The organism is Photobacterium angustum (assembly GCF_002954615.1).
Classification (GTDB): domain Bacteria; phylum Pseudomonadota; class Gammaproteobacteria; order Enterobacterales; family Vibrionaceae; genus Photobacterium; species Photobacterium angustum_A.
Genome location: NZ_MSCJ01000001.1, coordinates 2,114,631 through 2,134,557, shown reverse-complemented (window position 1 = coordinate 2,134,557; position 19,927 = coordinate 2,114,631). Strand labels below are relative to the sequence as shown.

The window sequence follows — 19,927 nt, the reverse complement described above, 5'->3', positions numbered from 1 at the left end:
AATAGAATAAAGAAGCAAGGATTTTCCATGTTCACCGGTATCATTGAAGCAATTGGAACCATTACCGCTTTAACACCTAAAGGCGCTGATATTTCTGTCACTGTCGACTCAGGCAATCTTGATCTGTCCGATGTTAAATTGGGTGACAGTATTGCGACAAATGGTGTGTGCTTAACTGTGGTTAAATTGACAGGTAAAGGCTATGTTGCTGATCTGTCATTAGAAACCTTAAAACGTACTGCTTTTGCTCATTATCAAGCTGGTCAGGTCGTCAACTTAGAAAAAGCGATGTTACCAACAACGCGTTTTGGCGGTCATATGGTGTCAGGTCATGTTGATGCTGTTGCTGAGATCATTGAACGTCACCATACGGGACGCGCTATTGAGTTTTGGGTAAAAGTACCCGCACATTTAGCGAAATATATCTCAGAAAAAGGCTCTGTTGCGGTTGATGGTATTAGCTTAACGGTGAATGAAATTAATGGTGATGAATTTAAGTTAACCATTGTTCCGCATACAGCACTAGAAACAACAATGGATGCATTCAAACCAGGCCGAATGATAAATCTTGAAGTGGATGTGATTGCCCGCTATTTAGAGCGTTTAATGTTGGGTGATAAAGCTGCAGATAAAAAACCGCAAGTCACAATGGATTTATTAGCGAGAACGGGTTTTCTTGGCTAAATATGATGATTAGCTAGTCAGCTAAGGTACATAAGAATTAAGGGTAGTGTTATGGCTTTAAGCAGCGCAAAAGAAATTATTGATGATATTCGTCAGGGCAAAATGGTTATTCTGATGGATGATGAAGATCGTGAAAATGAAGGCGATCTGATTATTGCATCTGAAAAAATTACACCTGAAGCTATTAATTTTATGGCGACCTATGGTCGTGGTCTAATTTGTCTGACACTGAGCAAAGCCCGTTGTCAAAAATTGAACTTGCCTTTAATGGTTCAAGAAAATACTGAACAGTTTGGCACACCTTTCACTGTTTCTATTGAAGCGGCAGAGGGGGTAACTACGGGTATTTCAGCCGCTGATCGTTCTCGCACAGTACAAGCAGCCGTTGCAGCAAATGCGACTGCAGCTGATATTGTTATGCCGGGCCATATATTTCCATTAATGGCACAAGAAGGTGGCGTATTAACCCGCGCAGGTCACACTGAAGCAGGTTGTGATGTTGCGCGTTTAGCAGGTCTTGAACCATCAAGTGTGATTGTTGAGATCTTAAATGAAGATGGCACTATGGCACGTCGCCCGCAGCTTGAAGTGTTTGCGGAAAAACATGGCCTTAAATTAGGTACAATTGCTGATCTGATTGAATACCGTAATAATCATGAAACCACAATTGAGCGTGTTGCTGAGTGTCGATTACCAACAGAGTTCGGTGAGTTCGACATGATCACTTACCGTGACAAGATTGATAACGAAGTGCACTATGCACTGCGTAAAGGCGATATCAAAGCGGGTGAAGAAACGCTTGTACGTGTTCACTTGCAAGATACGTTTAAAGATATTCTGCAATCAGGTGCGACTCAATGGACGCTGCCTGCAGCAATGAAGCGCATTAGCGAAGAAAATGGTGTATTGGTTATTCTAAGTAAACAAGAATCAACCGATGCCATTATTCATAAAGTGAAAAATATTGCTGCGGAAGAAGCAGGTCAACCTAAAGTAAAAGTGACACAGAAAGATCCGTCTCGCCAAGTTGGTGTCGGCTCACAAATTCTTTCTGATTTAGGCGTAAGTAAAATGCGTTTATTGTCATCAAGTACGCAACGTTATCATTCACTATCAGGCTTTGGTTTAGAAGTTGTTGAGTATATTTGTGATTAAATTCACCAAATGTTAGACGCTAGTGATAAAATAACTGATATCAGCGGTAGCTAAAGACAATTATTATTTTTAACTACCGTTTTCAATGCTGTTTATTGGTCGTATCAAGGACAGATAAGCAACAAATATTAACAAATCTGTTGAAACCGACGGTTGTCCATAGCAGAGATATTGCAAAGTGTGATAGACTCCCGCGGTTTCTCAAACCGGAAAGACATAGTCACAGGAAGGCCCATGAAGGTAATTGAAGGCGCCATCGCGGCACCAAACGCAAAAGTTGCTATCGTAATTGCACGCTTCAACAGCTTTATTAACGAAAGCTTACTTTCAGGTGCATTAGATGCGCTGAAACGTCAAGGACAGGTTAGCGAAGACAACATTACTGTTGTTCGTTGTCCTGGTGCTTACGAGCTACCACTTGTTGCTCAACAGGTTGCTAAAAGCGACCGTTATGATGCAATCGTTGCTCTAGGCTCAGTTATTCGTGGCGGTACACCGCACTTCGATTATGTTGCCGGTGAGTGTAATAAAGGTCTAGCACAAGTTGCACTTGAGTATAATACTCCAGTTGCTTTTGGTGTTTTGACTGTAGATTCTATTGAACAAGCCATTGAGCGTGCCGGTACCAAGGCTGGTAATAAAGGGGCAGAGGCTGCACTAAGCGCGCTCGAAATGGTTAATGTCCTGTCCCAAATCGAATCCTAATAATGGGGGTTACTGTGAAACCAGCCGCACGTCGTAATGCACGTCAGTTTGCTGTACAAGCTATTTACTCTTGGCAACTTACGAAAGGTAATGTTGCTGATATTGAGCAACATTTTCTTTCTGGCGATAAGTTTGAAGAAGAAGAACATCAAGCTGATGCGCCAGTTCTTGCTGCACCACATACTGATGTTAGCTACTTCCGTGATCTGTTCACAGGCGTAGTACTAAGCCACCAAGAACTTGATAGCAAGATGCGTCCATACTTATCTCGTCCGCTACAGGATCTTGATCAGATGGAACTTGCGCTACTTCGTCTTGCAATGTACGAAATGGTTAAGCGTGAAGACGTACCATTTAAAGTTGTTATTAACGAAGCAATCGAATTAGCTAAGCTATTCGGTGCGGAAGATAGCCACAAGTTCGTTAATGGTGTACTTGATAAAGCTGCACCAACACTTCGTAAAGAAAAGTAATTTTCGAAGTAACGAAAGTAGATAAAAGAAGTCAGCCTAGCTGGCTTTTTTTTTATCTATTGTATTGATATGAAGCAATCGTAAAGGTAAGCGCATTATAATGGTGGCTGTTAATGGATGAGTTGAACGGTTATGGCACAAGGTGAATTTGATTTAATTGGGCGGTACTTTGAACACCAGAATGTTAAGCGAGAAGATGTTGATCTTGCTATTGGTGATGATTGCGCATTAGTTCGTGTTCCGGAAGGGTGTCAATTAGCGATCAGTACCGATTCGTTAGTTGCAGGCACGCATTTTCTGGAAGATGCTGATCCTAAGTTAGTCGCACATAAAGCATTAGCCTCAAATTTAAGTGATTTAGCTGCAATGGGCGCAACGCCTGCTTGGGTTTCATTAGCGTTAACATTACCAACGTTTGATGAGCATTGGCTGAGTCAGTTTTGTGAGGGCTTCTTCCAATTGGCAGAGCAATATAATGTTCAACTTATTGGTGGAGATACAACCAAAGGTCCTCTCAGTATTACTCTAACAGTCCAAGGATTTGTTCCTAATGGGGAAGCATTGACACGAGGTGGGGCAACGGTGGGTGATGCAATATATGTTACCGGTCAATTAGGTGATAGCGCAGCAGGTTTAGCGTTATTATTAACAGATACACCATGTCATGATCTCGCTCTGTCTCATGCATTAAAAGAACGTCATTTTATGATGACGCCACAGGTAGAAGCTGGGATTGCATTGCGCGGCATAGCATCGGCAGCGTTAGATATTTCCGATGGTTTAATTGCAGATTTAGGTCATATAGTTAAACGCTCAGGTGTTGGAGCTGAAATTTATATCGATCAGCTTCCTTTGTCTTCTGAGTTAATCGCCTTTTGTTCGACACAAGAGCAAGCACAGCAATTGGCATTAAGCAGCGGTGAAGAATATCAATTGTGTTTTACTGTACCGAAGCATCAATGTATTGAAATTGAATCCTTAATGATGGCAAAAGGTATTCAAGTTTCTCGTATTGGTCAGTTAACTCAATCTAATGGCATTGTTTTATTACAACAAGGTAACCCTATTGATTGGCAAGTGTCAGGATGGGATCATTTTGTGAGTTCAAATAAGTAAGGTATTAGCGTGTCTACAAATCCTAAAGATTTATTGAAAATGAGTAACCCTTGGCATTTATTAGCAACAGGGTTTGGTAGTGGTTTAGCGAAGTATGTGCCAGGTACGATGGGAACATTAGCTGCTGTTCCACTCTATTTACTATTAGCACAGTTACCTTTTAGCTGGTATTTAGTTGTCGTATTTATTGCTGCGTTGATAGGTATAAAAATTTGTACCATTACCTCGAACGATATGCAGGTACATGATCATGGCAGTATTGTGTGGGATGAATTTGTTGGTTTTTGGATCACAATGGCCATCGCACCGGAAGCCACGTGGCAGTGGGTATTAACGGGCTTTATTTTATTCCGTTTCTTCGACATGGTAAAACCATGGCCAATTAGCTGGCTAGATAAACATGTTGAAGGTGGCTTTGGCATTATGGTTGACGATATTCTTGCCGGTTTCATGGCAATGATTGCGCTATGGGGCGTTGGTTACTGGCTTGGTTTTTAATAACTGACTTTTTGCGTATTAAGATTTTCTAAGAGCAGCCCTTTGGGGCTGTTTTATTTTGTAAGTGGATATCGTTTAATTCTTTTGCTCTCTATTATTGTTCTAAAAAAGTGATAATCGATAAAAAATAAAAAGGCATGCTCTAAATGAACATGCCTTTACTGCTTTTAAGGGATGATCTTATTGTTTGATCACTTTCACTTTGTAAATACCATCAACATTGTAAACACCGTGGATATCTGTTTCAAAGCCTGGGAAGTGATTACCAATTTCACATAACATTTCAAGGAAATCTAGCACTGGACGAGATTGTTCCGTTACCATTTCACCCGGAAGTACAACAGGTACACCTGGAGGATAAGGTAGGATCATATTGGCACTGATTTCATTTACCATTTCCGATAGTGGAATTTCTCGAACTTCACCACGTAACTCTTGTTGCCATGCATCATGTGGTGTCATCTTCATTTCTGGTAATACATCAAATGCTTTGTACATCAGTTCTGGCAATTGGAATTTCACGGTGAGATCGTGAATACCTTGCGCAAGATCTTGAACACGCATATTGGCGTAGAATTGAGGATCTTCTTGGTATAGAGATGGTAAGAATGACTTGATAGTCATGTTACGATCGTAGCCACGTTTAAACTCAGTTAATGCACGAAGAAGCTGCATTGCTTTTGGTTTATCAATACCAATTGAGAACAAGAATAATAGGCTGTATGGACCTGTTTTTTCAACAACGATACCGTGTTGGTCAAGGAACTTAGCCACAATAGAAGCCGGAATACCTGTTTCAGATAGTTCGCCTTCTTCGTTCATTCCTGGTGTCAACAACGTGATTTTGATTGGATCAAGGAACATATGATCTTCATCGATGTTCTTGAAACCATGCCATTTTTCATTGGGTTTTAGGTTCCAACATTCTGTTGTTTCAATGTTCTCTGGTTGCCATACATCAAAGAACCAACCATCACATTCAGAACGTAGCTTTTTAATCTCTTTACGGAAACGAATTGCACGATCGATTGAATCTTGAATTAAACGACGACCAGCGTTGCCATGCATCATTGCAGCAGAAATCTCAGCCGACGCCACAATACCGTATTGTGGTGATGTTGAGGTGTGCATCATGAATGCTTCGTTGAAAGATTCTTCTTCAAGTTGACCTTTAACATGGATCATTGAAGCTTGTGAGAATGCAGCCAGTAGTTTGTGTGTTGACTGAGTTTCATAGAACACTTTCCCCGGGATAGCTTCACCACTCATACCGCACTTACCTTCGTAAATAGGGTTAAAGTTAGTGTAAGGCACCCAAGCACTATCAAAGTGGATAAACTTAGTATCCAGTGATTCTTTGATAAATTGAGTATTGTAGAACAAACCATCGTAAGTCGAGTTAGTCACTACCGCATAACCTGGTTTTGTTGCTCCTGGCGTATTTGCTACTTTTTCAGCAATCACTTCACGGCTAAATTCACTCTTAGGAATACCACCTAAAATACCGTAAGCGTTACGTGTTGGGCGGAAGTAAATTGGAACCACATCGGTCATCATCATCATATGAGTTAATGATTTATGACAGTTACGGTCAACAAGTACTGTGCTGCCTGCTGGTGCTGAGAACATACCTACAATTTTGTTCGCGGTAGACGTACCGTTAGTAACAATGTATGAACGATCTGCATTGAATGTACGCGCAATGTACTCTTCTGCTTCTTTATGAGGACCTGAGTGATCTAATAGTGAACCAAGTTCAGGCATCGAAATCGAAATGTCTGCTTTGAATGTATTTGCACCATAGAAATCATAGAAAATACTTCCCACAGGACTCTTGTTAAATGCAGTACCTGACATATGACCTGGAGTACAGAACGTATATTTTGCCTCATCAACATAGTTAAATAATGCTTTTGTTAGCGGTGGAAGAATACTGTCTTTGTAGTCTTGGTTCGCTTGATCAATCTTGTGGGCAATATCTTTTGAACTACCTAGGCTGTATTCGAAGAAATAAATATTTAAACGAAGATCGGCAAGGCTAATATCGAGAGTAGAGTGCTCATTGGCAAAAGCGAATAGCGGTAACTTCTCATTCACTTTATTAATTTGCTGGCACAGATCTAGAGAATAAGTATCCCAATCGAAGATAACGCCACTGATACGTGGGTTCATTTCCAGTAACTTCAGTAAATCTTTTTCATCAACAGGGTAGACTGTCTTGTAACCTAAAGCCGCTAGTGATTGTTCTAGTTCTTGTACTGGGTATTTTTTAAAGAAAACGCCCAGGTTATTTAATATTGCAATCGTATTCATTTTTGAACTTCTCCGAAGTGAGAGAGGGCGCATCATGCCCATATGGGTGATGTATTGATGCGCCTTAAATTAATTTAAAAAGTGAGTAACAGAGCGAGATTACGCTTTTTGCTGTTGCTCTAGTTGTAAGTGCTGACGGAAGCCAAGCTTGCGAGCGTAGAAAATAAAGATGGCTAGAGAGACCACGAAGGTTGCTGCTAATGCTGATGGGTCGGCACCAATCAGTGCGATGAAGCAGAAGATACAAGCTACACCAGAGAACAACATCACAAATACATTACGGGTTGTCATACCTTCGTAGCGGATTAAGTTCACCGCAGAGTAGAAGTAAGGCAGCATCGTTAGCAATACAGCATCTGATGTTAAGATATCGAATAAGTTAGAAGCGTGGCTGTCACTTGAGCTGAATACCGTAATAGCGATCATTAAGATAGTCATCATAACTGAAGCTAAAACAAGACCTTTCTTTGCCACACCATTTTTATCTGTTTCGCCAAATACAGCAGGGAAGTTACCATCATTAGCTGCACGTTTACCCGCCTCACCAACTAACATCATCCATGAACCTAATGATGTAAAGCATGCTAAAGCAGTAAAGGCTGCAACAAATGGAGCACTCCACTTACCGAAGATTGCTGTTGTTGCAAGTGCAAATGGTGCACCTGATGCAGCGACTTCAGAAGCTGGGAACATACCAGCGATAACTTGAGTTGAAAGGATGTAAATAACACCCGCAATTACAGTACCTAACAGTGTTGCAAGTGGGACTGTTTTCTTCGGATTTTTTACCATACCCGATGATACTGCTGCTGATTCAACACCTACGAATGACCAAAGAGTGATCAGTACTGCACTTACAATTGCGTGTGAATTAGAGCCATGAGATGTATTCCAGTTTTGCATGTACATCGCAGAGTCGAAATGACCCCAGCCAATGACAGCTGTACCAACAATTGGAATGAGGATTAGAACAAGGCCTAATGTACATAAGCGGCTTACCCAAGAACCACCAAGTAAGTTAATTACAGTGAAAATCCAAACCGATGCAATCGTAGCAATCGCTGCTGGGATCGTATTGTTTAAAATGGGGAAGAAAACAGAAAGGTAAGATACCCCTGTAATCGCAATAGCGAGATTACCAATCCAGTTTGCGTGGTAGTAAAGAACACCTGTTTGGAAACCAAAAGCAGGAGACACCTCACCGGCATAGGCAATTGGGCCACCTTCTTGAGGGTTACTGGTTGCTAGGCGTGCATAAACAAATGCTAATGACAGAGCACCAATTAAGCAGATAATCCAACTAAAGATAGAAATGGAACCTACTTTTGCCAGTGTTGAAGGAAGTAGTGCAATACCACTTCCCATCATGTTACCAGCTACAACACCAGTACAGGCTATTAAACCTATTTTTTTAGATGTATCAGACGACATGTAACAATCTCCAAAATGTCGTGATATTTGAGAATACTCAAATATGTTTTATTTCAAGATATAAACAAAAACACTTCTTCTTAATCTGAGTAAGAGGAATTGATTTTTAAATTACAGGAGTTTTTTTTAATTTTTTAATCATTTTCTAGTCAAGAATTGAAACATGATATATTTATCTTTTTTTATATTTGAATAACCACAAGTTACTGAAATTTTGATGTTTTATTTAAGTGTGAAAAAATAATTTATTTATAATGTTGCTTATTACATTTAATAAACCTCTATTGTTATCGATATAACTTAAAAATTCCGTATCACTAGACTTAAAAACCAATACTCTTTTTTAGTATCAACAATAATAATGATTGATACATTGAAAACATCGTTTACCTTTTTATTCTTATATTTTGATTAATTATGTTTTTAATCATAATTAGATAGAAAGACAAAAAGTTGCTGATATGAACCAGCAACCTTTAATGTTTATTTAAATTGAATATAAGGTTAAATAGAATGGAACACTAAGTTTTTACAAAGGACTTCCGTTTCATAGGATGGTGCTAAATATTTAGCAATACTATAATTTTCATTTGCTTGTTTATGTTGATTTTTAATATCAAAAATTTTGCCCTGGAGAATATAATAAAGGGCAGAGCTCTGTTTTGATTGTTGCCTTGATAGCGATAAGTAGTGTTGTGATAAATCTATATTACCTTGATAGAGCTGATTCAAAGCAAGTGCATTGAGTGTTTGACTCGGTAGTGATGATAAGGAGTTTTGGAGAGAAATATTCTTTACTAAATCACGTGCATAATTCATCAAATTTGGCATTGATGTTTCTTTGTTATCAAGTGTAAGAATAATGGCGTAGCCAATGTATCGTTTTGCAAGCAAATAACTGTTTTTTGGTGAATTTAAGATAATTTTATTTATATCAGTAAGGTAGCTTTTGTTTACTTGCCCTTCATCATCAATGAGGTCTGGTAATGAGAGGTATTTATAAAGCAGGGTTGAGTCAGTAATTATAGGAGCATTAGTAACGGCTACTTGATGATCATGGGTCAAGGTTTGAATAAGTTCATTCAGTAATTGATTGAGGGATGTATAGAGTTTATCACTTTGTAAAAGCAGGTTTTTTTTAAAATCAGAACGATGAGATATATTGTTATAAAGGTCTATATGTAATTGATTGTTATCGCTAATATATAACGACAGGGTTTTTCCTGCTTCTGAATTTGGATGTAAGCTACTGGTATAGTCAGTGTAACTAAATAGCGTACTTTCTATCATTTTTGCTATGGAATATAGCTGATTAGATGAAGAGGTTATTTCTATATTTATTTGCCGTGGGTTTTTTAAGTCTTTGATTGGTGCATTATCATTGTTCGCCCAACTGGCGAAGACAAGGGTAAGCACTAACATAGATAATATTCCCACATCAAAAAGCCAATGGTTAAGCATTAAGTTGCTTATTTTATTGCTGACTGAGGCAGGTGGAATATCGTTATCTGGTTTGCTAAATGCACGTGTCATCGGCCCCGCTGGGAATGCGGTTCCGAGATTACTATTGTCATTAGTATGTTCGTTAGATGAATGAAACTCTTCTAATTTGAAGCCAGTATTAGGGTCAATGTAGATTTGTTGTACATCAGCGTCGAGCTTATAACCTCGTTTAGGTATAGTAATAATCCAATGATCTTCATCTAACTTTTTTAAAATTTTTCTTAATTCAAAAATGGATTGAGTGACAACTTGATCGCTAACAACAGCACCATCCCAAACCTCATCAATTAACTCATCTCGCGTAAATACAATCCCTTGATTTTGAGCCAAAAAAGATAAAAGTTTCGTAATTCTTGGTTCAAGAATATATGTTTTACCTGATTTTTTCAGGCTATTTTCTGTTGTTATTAATAAACAATCATTTATTTTGAAATTTCTCCAAGCCATAATTAAATTTCTTTGATTTAGATTTCAGATAAAATTATTCATATATTATTTACTTTAAGCCAATTAGTGAATGAATAATCGAAGTTATTAAATGTAATTTCATTTTTCATTTTCAATGTAATTAAATAAACATTCACTTTCTTTATTTTTTGTCGCAGATCACGTTTTTTATTTTTGGAATATTTATTTTAGATTAAATGGTAAAGACAAACATAAAAGTAAAGTTGCATTTTATTGTTGAGTGTTTCTTATATGTAATTAAGTGATAAGGAAATGTTATGTTAGATAATAATGAAGTAGATGAAAATAGATTAATCACTGAACGTAGAGCGAAGCTTGAACATATAAGAAAAGAGAGTAAAGCGAATGGTCACCCTAATACCTTTCGTCGTTTGAAGTTAGCTAAAGAATTAATTAAAGATTTTGAAAATAAATCAAAAGACGATTTGATATGTAATACTTATACGACATCTGTAGCGGGGAGAATTATGGCTAAGCGCGGTCCTTTTATGGTGCTGCAAGATGTCTCTGGTCGTATTCAAGTATATGCAAATAAACAAGTACAAGAAGAGTTAAAAGCAAAATATCATGGTTTAGATATTGGCGACATTATAGGTGTTAAAGGACAAGTACATCGCTCTGATCGTGGTGAACTTTACGTCAATATGGATGAATATGAATTACAAACAAAGGCGTTACGTCCGTTACCTGAAAAATTTCATGGTCTAACAGATCAAGAGCAACGTTATCGCCAGCGTTATGTTGATTTGATCATTAATGAAGAATCTCGCAATACAATGATTATGCGTTCTAAAGTCGTTGCCGCGATTCGTCAATTCATGCTTAAACATCAATTCATGGAAGTAGAAACACCGATGATGCACCCGATAGCTGGTGGTGCGTCTGCGCGTCCTTTTATCACTCATCATAATGCGTTAGATATTGATATGTATCTTCGTATTGCGCCTGAGTTATATCTAAAACGTCTTGTTGTCGGTGGTTTTGAGCGAGTATTTGAAATTAACCGAAACTTCCGAAATGAAGGTATTTCACCACGCCATAATCCGGAATTCACAATGATGGAATTCTATATGGCATATGCTGATTACAACGATTTAATCGATTTTACTGAAGATCTGTTAAGTTCTGTTGCGAAAGAGCTATGTGGCACAACAGCCTTGCCATATGGCGAGCATGTCATCGAGTTTTCTGGTCCTTATACTCGGATGACGATGTTAGAAGCAATCCAGCATTACAACCCTGACAATCGTCGTATTCAAGATTTAAGCTACGAACAAATTAAAAATAAAGAGTTGATGGTTGATATTGCCACAGAAGTAGGCGTTGAAGTTGAGTCATTCTGGACATGTGGTCAATTGCTTGAAGAAATCTTTGGTGAGACAGCAGAGCCTAAGTTATTGCAACCTACATTCATAACCGGTTATCCCGCCGATATTTCACCTTTAGCGCGTCGAAGTGATGAAGACCCATTTATTACCGATCGCTTTGAGTTCTTTGTTGGTGGCAGAGAAGTGGCGAATGGTTTCTCAGAGCTTAATGATGCTCAAGATCAAGACAGCCGTTTTAAAGCGCAGATGGCAGCGAAAGATGCGGGTGATGACGAAGCAATGCAATATGATGAAGATTATATCCGCGCATTAGAGTTTGGCTTACCGCCAACAGCAGGCCAAGGTATTGGTATTGATAGGTTAGTAATGCTATTTACTGATTCTCATACTATTCGTGATGTGATCCTTTTCCCATCTTTACGACCAAATAACTAACTCACAATTAGCGTAGAGGCTCTATTGTGTTGTAGCGTTATAACGGTAGTTGGAACTCCAACTACCGTTTTTTAATGTCATATATTTACTTAATACAAACATCTTCTTAGAAGACACGTATTCATGTGTCGCATTCCTAATAAAATCATTTATTTTTCATCATAAATCTGACGGTTTAACTAGTCTCAAATTATGTAGATAGAGAGAAGGGATCGCTCTATGAGCACCTATCTGAAAATAATCAGTATTGGTTTATTAATCGTGGCTTCGATGGCTGATGGACAAGTTTATCCATCAACGGAAACGGCTTGGGTGTTAACGGGAAACTGGCAACAGCCAACCGCAATATCGGAATTAAATACGATTAAAGAGGTTAGGCGCTGGGAAGCGGATCATGCTGATGTTGTGTTTGGTAGCTTACAAGATGTTGAGTTAAATCAAAAGACCATCGCAATGGGCTATATCTATGTGCATAAACTTGATTGTCGACCCGATGAACAGCAAGGCTGGCTTCATCGTCATGCTTACTTAAATGGGCATGATCCTGAAAAGGGCTATATGCATTATAAAAATGATACTCAACTTACCGTACCTGTTCAAAGCCAAGGGTTAGATTACCTGTTAAATGGCGAACCGATGCTAAGTCTACTTATTCGAAATAATAACTTCTCGACTGCGCGCTTTCCTTTAACCGTCAATGATAAAGAACAAATTATTTTTCATGCTGCTTACCCGTTTGAAAACATCGTTATTGATAGCAATAAGCATCCTGAATTATGGGTCACGAGAGTGAATGATGATGGTGATATTGGTGGTTTCGAAAAAGCAGATGTGCATTGGATCCAACGAGAAGGGAAATGGTTTGGTCATATTAATCAGCGCTGGTTACCGACAAATGCCAAGTTCCAAGGACGTGAGCTGAATACTGGAAATAAGGCATTAAAGGCAGGGTATCGCAGTTGGGTAGTGGCTTTAAACTGGAAGAGTAAGACAGAGGTGAAAGGCGTCAATATTGAGCCTTGGTTATCAATTGTGAAGACTTCTGATAAACAACCGGCTGCGACGATGTTGTTCCCTGGTTGGGATCATAAAAACGATCCTAATAATGATGGTTATGTTGATGATGATGAGTTTTTAGCAAGAGCTAATCAATCAGCAAGTGCGAGGTTTAAACATCAAGCAAGAGTGATCCCTACTGGAAAAATGTGGGCGGGCAGTTGCTGGTATCGGACTAATTTTAATGATGACTCTTTTAATCAAAATCATGCTAATTGGTATAAATATGATTGGAAACGTCAAGGTTTAACCGGCGCTTACAATGATGATATGGCAAAACTGTTCAGTACTAACCAATTTAATGTTCAATTTGGCGGGCAAATATTAGAAGCGCCTATTCGAGCTGGCACCTCAAAAGCGGCGGGATATTATGCAGCGAAAATGTCTGATTTTCTTGATTTAGTTAAATCGACAACGGGCAGTCAGTGGCTATCTGCTAATATCTCTGAGCTTAATTTGTGGGAATACCCTGATTGGCCAAAGCAATTAAGGGGGGTGGTTGATGTTTGGTTACGAGAGCATTATTTAAGCCCAGCGATTGGCTTGGAGCGATTACAGTCCTATTGGGATAGTTATGCGTTAGCAGCACTCGGCGATAAGAGCTTAATAATGACCACAACTCGAGGTGGCAAAAGCCAACAAATGCCGTTAAGTAAGCAAGCATGGGAAGATGATATCTATACCGGATTAGCCCTGTATTATCTGTTTAATATTCCCAATAAAACCTACTACCACAGCTGGAATCAAACCTTTGTCTACGGCAGTAGTAATACCCATGCCGATCCAAAACAGTTAAATAAAACCATTTGGTATCGCACTGGAGAGCCTAAGAATTGGGCGTATCAGCCCCAAAAGTTATTGTCAGTTGATATTGGTAAACCAACGGCCATACCTAACGGCTTTGAAGCGGTTAAATGGTTATCTAAAACAGGGAAAGCAGCAACGGATGATGCAAAACTCGGGGATATTTCATTAGAGCCTGCGAATTGGTTTTGGTTATATCGAACTGGGTGGTTTGACGATGTTCCCAAAGATGGGGTTATCGCGCGGCAATATACTCAAGGGGTAGTGCTATATCGCGGTTCTAAATATCGTAATCACGCTGAATTTTATCAAGTTGACTCAATACGTGTACCATTATCTGGCCTGTATCAAAAAGTAAATTATGATGGTTCACTCGGAGAGCCGACACAGTATGTTGAAGTCAATGGCTATGAGGGTGTGATTTTAAAGAAGGTTGAGAAAGGGCTGAGATGAACAATAAACGTAAGGCTAATAAAGAAAAAGGTTTTCCTGCCTAATAACAGTGAAAACCTTTTTCATAGTGCTTATTTGAACGGTGAAATTACTTAGCTAAATAAGTGCGAATTTGCTTTTCGATACCCGCACCATCAATTTCTAACATTTCATGCAGTTCGGCTTGTGTACCTTGTTCAATGAATCGATCAGGCAAACCAATATTCAGGACTGGTTTCAGTGTTTTTTCTTTCATTAAAAATTCAATAACACCACTACCCGCACCGCCAGCAATCGCATTTTCTTCAACAGTAACAAGAACATCATGAGTTCTAGCTAATTCAAGTACTAAAGCTTCATCTAGCGGTTTCACAAAGCGCATGTCAGCCACTGTTGCATTTAAGTTTTCTGCCGCTTCTAATGCATAACCGAGCATGCTGCCAAAGTTTAAAATCGCGACTTTTTCACCTTGACGGCGAATGATACCTTTACCGATTTCAAGTTCTGTCATTGTAGAATCGACATCGACTTCCATACCACAACCGCGAGGGTAACGGACCGCACTTGGTCCTTGATATTGGTGACCTGTATAGAGCATTTGACGGCATTCATTTTCGTCACTCGGTGCCATAATCACCATATTAGGAATACAGCGCATAAAGCTAATATCAAATGCCCCTTGGTGGGTTTGACCATCAGCACCGACTAAGCCTGCACGATCAATGGCAAACATCACAGGTAAATCCATGATAGCAACATCATGAATTAATTGATCATAACCACGTTGAAGGAAAGTTGAGTAGATAGCGACAATAGGATGATAACCACCAATTGCCATGCCCGTTGCTAGCGTCACAGCATGTTGCTCAGCAATGGCAACATCGAAGTATTGATCTGGGAACTCTTTAGAAAAGCGCACCATACCAGAACCTTCACGCATAGCCGGTGTGATAGCCATCAATTTGTCATCAATAGCTGCCATATCACATAGCCAATCACCGAAAATCTTAGAAAACGTCGGACTTGCGTCCTTCGCTTTTGGTAATGGTTTCTGGCTTAAATCAAATTTAGGAACGGCATGGTAATTAATTGGATCCGCTTCAGCTGGCGCATAACCTTTACCTTTTTTCGTCATAATATGAAGAAATTGTGGGCCTTTTAGGTTGCGCATGTTTTTCAGTGTCTTAACAAGCTCATGCACATCGTGGCCATCAACAGGGCCAATGTAATTAAAGCCTAACTCTTCAAACATAGTGCTTGGCACAACCATGCCTTTGATATGCTCTTCTGCGCGTTTTACCATTTCTTTGATAGGAGGCGCATTGGATAGAACTTTCTTACCACCTTCACGAATAGAGGTATAGAAATTACCCGATAGTAAATGGGCTAAATGATTATTTAACGCGCCGACATTTTCAGAAATCGACATTTCATTGTCATTTAAGATAACTAGCATATCGCTGTGAACATCACCAGCATGGTTCATCGCTTCAAACGCCATGCCTGCGGTGATAGCGCCATCGCCAATAATACTAACAACTTTGCGATTTAGGCCTTCTTTTTCTGCTGCAATCGCGAGACCTAGACCTGCACTTATTGAAGTTGATGAGTGACCAACAGAAAGTGTGTCGTACTCACTTTCACCGCGCCATGGGAATGGATGCAAACCGCCTTTTTGGCGAATAGTTGCCATATCATCACGACGTCCCGTTAAAATTTTATGTGGGTAGGCTTGGTGACCAACATCCCAAATAACTTTATCAAAAGGCGTATTGTAGACGTAGTGAAGCGCAACGGTAAGCTCGACAGTACCGAGTCCGGAGGCAAAGTGGCCGCTGGTCTGACTCACAGATTTCAACAAATAGGTACGAAGTTCATCGCATACTTGTGGAAGGCTTTCAGCTGGCAATAATCGTAATTCATCGGGCGTGTTTGCGAGGGCCAGATGAGGGTATTTTGAGATATCCAAAGTCATAACAGTGTCGGCGCTTATACAGATTTAGTTATTGCGTTCGATAATATATCGGGCAAAAACTTCTAATTGGGATGTATTGTAGGGTATAGCCGCTAATGCTTGTAGTGCTTCTTGATAAAGCAGTTGTGCTTTTTCTTGTGCACCATCTAAGCCAAGCAATGCAGGATAAGTACTTTTATCCAAGGCAAGATCAGAACCTTGTGGCTTACCTAAGGTTTCGGTATCACTGATCACATCTAAAATGTCATCTTGCACTTGGAACGCAAGGCCAATAGCTTCTGCATACTTATCAAGTTGCGGCAAAATTGCTACGCCTTTATCACCAGCAGCTAATGCTCCTAAGCGGACGGCACAGCGAATTAAAGCCCCAGTTTTGTGTCGGTGGATTAATTCTAGTTGTTCTAATCCAACATGTTTACCTTCAGCATCAAGATCTAAGGCTTGCCCTAGACACATTCCGGCAGCTCCTGAGGCTTTTGCAAGCTCACTTACCATAATAATACGTTGGGTGTTGCCATCTTGGCTCAATTGTCCATTCGCTAAAATATCAAAAGCCAGTGTTTGTAGCGCGTCACCCGCAAGAATGGCAATTGCTTCATCAAACGCAATATGACAGGTGGGTTGACCACGACGTAATGCGTCATCATCCATCGCAGGTAAATCATCATGGATTAATGAGTAAGCATGAATACACTCAACCGCAGCAGCAGGAGTGTCAAGATCGTCTTGAGTCACCCCTAACATCTCACCTGTTACATAGGTTAGAAAAGGGCGCGCACGTTTACCACCCAGCAGTGTTCCGTACTGCATGGCTTTTAGTAGGGCTTTATCTGCAAATGGTTGAGTTGATAACCAGTTTGCTAATACGTCATTACTACGTTGTTGATAGCACTTAAGGGATAGCGATAAAGAAGAACTATTGGTCATGGCTTGGTTCAAAATCAGTCAGTGGAGCTTCATCATCTGCCTGAAGCAAAATTTCTACACGTTGCTCTGCTTGTGTCAGTTTTTGTTGACTGCTGCGAGCAAGAGAAATACCTCGTTCGAATTTTTTTAGCGCATCTTCCAGTGGGATATCGCCAGATTCTAGTTCATTGACAATGGCATCTAGCTCATCAAGGGCGGCTTCGAATGCCATATTTTCTGGTTTTTTTGCTGCCATATCATTTTCACTCTTATCTAAGTGCACGAAAAATAACGTAGAGAATTACTGGGGTCAAATTATGTCACAGTAATCTGTGTTGCTGACAGTAATTTTCATAAATAGTCTTAATTAATTGGTTAATAAAAAGCTAAATGAAAATATGAATTGGTCGATAAAGAGTTACTTTGCTGATGACATTCATCATTTAATGCTAAGAAGTGTTTTAGCTAAATAGTGAATATGGCGGTGGCTTTAAAGTTTTGGCTGTCTTTAGAGCGTATTATCTCAGTGATAGATTCAGATGTGTTAATTGATGTTCAATCAACGCAAGCCATTATTTTTACCTAGCAAAAGAGGATCATGCTTTGGATTTGGCGACGCTTATAGGATTGCTTGGTGCATTCGCATTCATTGTTATGGCTATGCTGCTCGGCGGCGATTTGGTTATGTTTTACGATACATCATCTATTTTGATTGTATTAGGCGGCAGTACTTTTGTTGTGTTAATGAAATACAACATTGGACAATTTTTTGGTGCTGCAAAAATCGCCATTAAAGCCTTTATGTTTAAAACAGATAATCCAGAAGAGTTGATTGCGAAAATTGTAGAAATGGCTGATGCAGCGCGTAAAGGTGGATTTTTAGCATTAGAAGAGATGGAAATTACTAATCCTTTTATGCGTAAAGGCATTGATATGCTGGTGGATGGTCATGATGCGGATGTGGTACGTGGCACTTTACAAAAAGACATTTCATTAACCAATGAACGGCATGAACAAGGGGTAGGGATCTTCTCCTCCTTTGGCGATGTTGCGCCTGCAATGGGGATGATAGGTACGCTTATTGGCTTGGTTGCCATGCTTTCTAACATGGATGATCCTAAAGCCATAGGTCCTGCAATGGCCGTTGCCTTATTAACGACGCTATATGGCTCGATGTTGGCAAACATGGTAGCGATACCTATAGCGGATAAATTAACCTTGCGTAAAGAGCAAGAGCGTTTAAATAAGCGTTTAATCTTAGATGGCGTACTGGCAATTCAGGATGGGCAGAATCCACGAGTGATTGATGGTTATTTGAAAAACTACCTTCATGAGAAGAAACGTAGTGTGATCCTTGACGAGTAAGAGACCGTTTTATGGAAGAGCAATCTTGTAAATGTAAAAAAGGTGCGCCTCCATGGATGGCGACCTTTGCTGATCTTGCCACACTATTAATGTGTTTCTTTGTGTTACTACTTTCTTTTTCTGAAATGGATGTACTGAAATTTAAGCAAATTGCAGGTTCAATGAAATACGCTTTCGGGGTGCAAAATATGCTTGAAGTTAATGATATCCCTAAAGGTACGAGTGTTATTGCGCAAGAGTTTAGGCCAGGCCGGCCTGAGCCAACGCCAATAGAAGTGATTATGCAACAAACGATTGATATGACGCAGCGTTCATTAGATTTTCATGAAGGCGAGTCTGATCGAGCCGGTGGCACACAACGTGATGCGGGTAAACTAACGGGTGGGCAAAGTAAAAAAACGGCGACACAAAATAATGAAAATGACGAATCTGAAGCCGATCAAATGCAAGAGAAACTCAAAGAAGTACTGACTAAAGCATTAGAGCGTGAGATCAGTGACAAAATTATAGAAATTGAAAATCTTGGGCAACAATTAGTTATTCGAATTCGTGAAAAAGGTTCGTTCCCAGAAGGCTCTGCGTTTTTACAACCTAAATTTAAACCGTTAGTGCGCCAAGTTGCGATGCTAGTTAAAGATGTGCCGGGTATTATTCGAGTTACGGGACATACCGCGAGTGATAAATTAGATTCAGAGTTATATCGTTCTAACTGGGATTTATCAGCGCAGCGAGCGGTATCTGTGGCGCAAGAAATGGAAAAAGTAGAAGGGTTTGATCATACAAAAATGCGTGTGGTTGGATTGGCAGATACTCAGCCAATCGCTGATAACAAAACTCAAGAAGGGAAAGCGAAAAATCGCCGAGTGGAAATCTCTATAATGCAAGGTAAGCCACATTTCAGTGATGAGATCAGCAGTAACTTTAATGCTCAATAGATTGTAGCACTTAAGGTTATTCCCATAATGGCAGCGATAACGCTGCCATTTTTATTGGGACAAATAGAGTTGCTACTTATCAATAAGTTAAGATATTTACGCTGAATTTCGTCGATGAGAGTTGCTGGCTGAGATGATCATGACTAAGGTAAATATAATTGAAAGCCAATAACATGCGGTAAGTCTAATCGAAGATAACATCGTGAGTTTTCATATCTTTGTTTCAGTGGTCGGTAGCTTGCTGTATAATTCGCGCCTTTAATTCCGTTTGGTACTCTCTGTCAATTTTCACGACATGATCTGTTAAAAATCATCCGTTAATGAATTGATTCTGTACTGTAAGCC

16 protein-coding genes are annotated in these 19,927 nt (G+C 39.6%); 10 read left to right on the top strand and 6 right to left on the bottom strand.

Features of this window, described 5'->3' with window-relative positions:
- Positions 1–27: 27 nt before the first annotated feature.
- The 6 genes from BTO08_RS09335 to pgpA all read left to right on the top strand — a co-directional run bounded on the left by BTO08_RS09335 (position 28) and on the right by pgpA (position 4,631).
- A complete protein-coding gene (locus BTO08_RS09335) occupies positions 28–684 on the top strand; it encodes a riboflavin synthase (protein ID WP_105060781.1) in 657 nt (218 codons plus the stop codon).
- Positions 685–735: 51 nt separating this feature from the next.
- The gene (gene ribBA / locus BTO08_RS09330) at positions 736–1,839 is read left to right on the top strand and encodes a bifunctional 3,4-dihydroxy-2-butanone-4-phosphate synthase/GTP cyclohydrolase II (RefSeq protein ID WP_105060780.1); all 1,104 of its coding nucleotides are present in this window, start codon (positions 736–738) and stop codon (positions 1,837–1,839) included.
- A gap of 234 nt (positions 1,840–2,073) precedes the next feature.
- Entirely contained in the window at positions 2,074–2,544 is a 471-nt protein-coding gene (ribH, locus tag BTO08_RS09325) for a 6,7-dimethyl-8-ribityllumazine synthase (RefSeq protein WP_005370076.1), read from the top strand.
- A gap of 2 nt (positions 2,545–2,546) precedes the next feature.
- Entirely contained in the window at positions 2,547–3,017 is a 471-nt protein-coding gene (gene nusB, locus BTO08_RS09320; RefSeq protein ID WP_005370080.1) for a transcription antitermination factor NusB, read from the top strand.
- A gap of 132 nt (positions 3,018–3,149) precedes the next feature.
- Positions 3,150–4,133, top strand: a complete 984-nt coding sequence (thiL, locus tag BTO08_RS09315) for a thiamine-phosphate kinase (protein ID WP_105060779.1) — start codon at positions 3,150–3,152, stop codon at positions 4,131–4,133.
- 9 nt (positions 4,134–4,142) lie between these two features.
- A complete protein-coding gene (gene pgpA / locus BTO08_RS09310; protein ID WP_005370084.1) occupies positions 4,143–4,631 on the top strand; it encodes a phosphatidylglycerophosphatase A in 489 nt (162 codons plus the stop codon).
- A 180-nt stretch (positions 4,632–4,811) separates the two neighbouring features.
- Here the strand turns inward: pgpA and cadA are convergent, their stop codons facing one another.
- From cadA to BTO08_RS09295, 3 genes are all read right to left on the bottom strand, one after another.
- Entirely contained in the window at positions 4,812–6,944 is a 2,133-nt protein-coding gene (cadA, locus tag BTO08_RS09305; RefSeq protein WP_105060778.1) for a lysine decarboxylase, read from the bottom strand.
- A gap of 99 nt (positions 6,945–7,043) precedes the next feature.
- Positions 7,044–8,375, bottom strand: coding sequence for a cadaverine/lysine antiporter (gene cadB, locus BTO08_RS09300; RefSeq protein WP_005370088.1), 1,332 nt, complete (start codon positions 8,373–8,375; stop codon positions 7,044–7,046).
- A 504-nt stretch (positions 8,376–8,879) separates the two neighbouring features.
- Positions 8,880–10,325, bottom strand: a complete 1,446-nt coding sequence (locus BTO08_RS09295) for a winged helix-turn-helix domain-containing protein (RefSeq protein WP_105060777.1) — start codon at positions 10,323–10,325, stop codon at positions 8,880–8,882.
- Between the two features lie 278 nt (positions 10,326–10,603).
- Between BTO08_RS09295 and lysS the strand changes: the two genes are divergently transcribed.
- Positions 10,604–12,109: a lysine--tRNA ligase gene (lysS, locus tag BTO08_RS09290; RefSeq protein ID WP_105060776.1), complete on the top strand. Its 1,506-nt coding sequence runs from the start codon at positions 10,604–10,606 to the stop codon at positions 12,107–12,109.
- A gap of 219 nt (positions 12,110–12,328) precedes the next feature.
- Positions 12,329–14,422 (top strand): hypothetical protein, encoded by a 2,094-nt coding sequence (locus BTO08_RS09285; protein WP_105060775.1) that lies wholly within the window; start codon positions 12,329–12,331, stop codon positions 14,420–14,422.
- Between the two features lie 88 nt (positions 14,423–14,510).
- Here the strand turns inward: BTO08_RS09285 and dxs are convergent, their stop codons facing one another.
- The 3 genes from dxs to xseB are packed head-to-tail and all read right to left on the bottom strand — an operon-like array spanning position 14,511 to position 17,538.
- The gene (gene dxs, locus BTO08_RS09280; RefSeq protein WP_105060774.1) at positions 14,511–16,376 is read right to left on the bottom strand and encodes a 1-deoxy-D-xylulose-5-phosphate synthase; all 1,866 of its coding nucleotides are present in this window, start codon (positions 16,374–16,376) and stop codon (positions 14,511–14,513) included.
- A 24-nt stretch (positions 16,377–16,400) separates the two neighbouring features.
- Positions 16,401–17,303: a (2E,6E)-farnesyl diphosphate synthase gene (gene ispA, locus BTO08_RS09275; protein ID WP_105060773.1), complete on the bottom strand. Its 903-nt coding sequence runs from the start codon at positions 17,301–17,303 to the stop codon at positions 16,401–16,403.
- Positions 17,293–17,538 carry an exodeoxyribonuclease VII small subunit gene (gene xseB / locus BTO08_RS09270; RefSeq protein WP_005370105.1) on the bottom strand — a complete coding sequence of 82 codons (246 nt, stop codon included), beginning with the start codon at positions 17,536–17,538 and terminating at the stop codon, positions 17,293–17,295. Before xseB ends, ispA begins: the two co-directional genes overlap by 11 nt.
- A gap of 347 nt (positions 17,539–17,885) precedes the next feature.
- On the opposite strand from xseB, the gene pomA reads away from it, so the two are divergent.
- Both pomA and BTO08_RS09260 read left to right on the top strand, forming a co-directional pair.
- The gene (gene pomA, locus BTO08_RS09265; protein ID WP_005370107.1) at positions 17,886–18,647 is read left to right on the top strand and encodes a flagellar motor protein PomA; all 762 of its coding nucleotides are present in this window, start codon (positions 17,886–17,888) and stop codon (positions 18,645–18,647) included.
- A gap of 11 nt (positions 18,648–18,658) precedes the next feature.
- Positions 18,659–19,582 carry a flagellar motor protein MotB gene (locus BTO08_RS09260; protein WP_045127335.1) on the top strand — a complete coding sequence of 308 codons (924 nt, stop codon included), beginning with the start codon at positions 18,659–18,661 and terminating at the stop codon, positions 19,580–19,582.
- Positions 19,583–19,927: the final 345 nt, after the last annotated feature.

Coding starts and splice junctions, on each gene's coding strand:
- nusB (WP_005370080.1), top strand. CDS start 2,547: ATGGGGGTTACTGTGAAACCAGCCGCACGTCGTAATGCACGTCAGTTT.
- BTO08_RS09295 (WP_105060777.1), bottom strand. CDS start 10,325: ATGGCTTGGAGAAATTTCAAAATAAATGATTGTTTATTAATAACAACA.
- thiL (WP_105060779.1), top strand. CDS start 3,150: ATGGCACAAGGTGAATTTGATTTAATTGGGCGGTACTTTGAACACCAG.
- ribBA (WP_105060780.1), top strand. CDS start 736: ATGGCTTTAAGCAGCGCAAAAGAAATTATTGATGATATTCGTCAGGGC.
- ispA (WP_105060773.1), bottom strand. CDS start 17,303: ATGACCAATAGTTCTTCTTTATCGCTATCCCTTAAGTGCTATCAACAA.
- xseB (WP_005370105.1), bottom strand. CDS start 17,538: ATGGCAGCAAAAAAACCAGAAAATATGGCATTCGAAGCCGCCCTTGAT.
- dxs (WP_105060774.1), bottom strand. CDS start 16,376: ATGACTTTGGATATCTCAAAATACCCTCATCTGGCCCTCGCAAACACG.
- BTO08_RS09260 (WP_045127335.1), top strand. CDS start 18,659: ATGGAAGAGCAATCTTGTAAATGTAAAAAAGGTGCGCCTCCATGGATG.
- cadA (WP_105060778.1), bottom strand. CDS start 6,944: ATGAATACGATTGCAATATTAAATAACCTGGGCGTTTTCTTTAAAAAA.
- lysS (WP_105060776.1), top strand. CDS start 10,604: ATGTTAGATAATAATGAAGTAGATGAAAATAGATTAATCACTGAACGT.
- BTO08_RS09285 (WP_105060775.1), top strand. CDS start 12,329: ATGAGCACCTATCTGAAAATAATCAGTATTGGTTTATTAATCGTGGCT.
- cadB (WP_005370088.1), bottom strand. CDS start 8,375: ATGTCGTCTGATACATCTAAAAAAATAGGTTTAATAGCCTGTACTGGT.
- ribH (WP_005370076.1), top strand. CDS start 2,074: ATGAAGGTAATTGAAGGCGCCATCGCGGCACCAAACGCAAAAGTTGCT.
- BTO08_RS09335 (WP_105060781.1), top strand. CDS start 28: ATGTTCACCGGTATCATTGAAGCAATTGGAACCATTACCGCTTTAACA.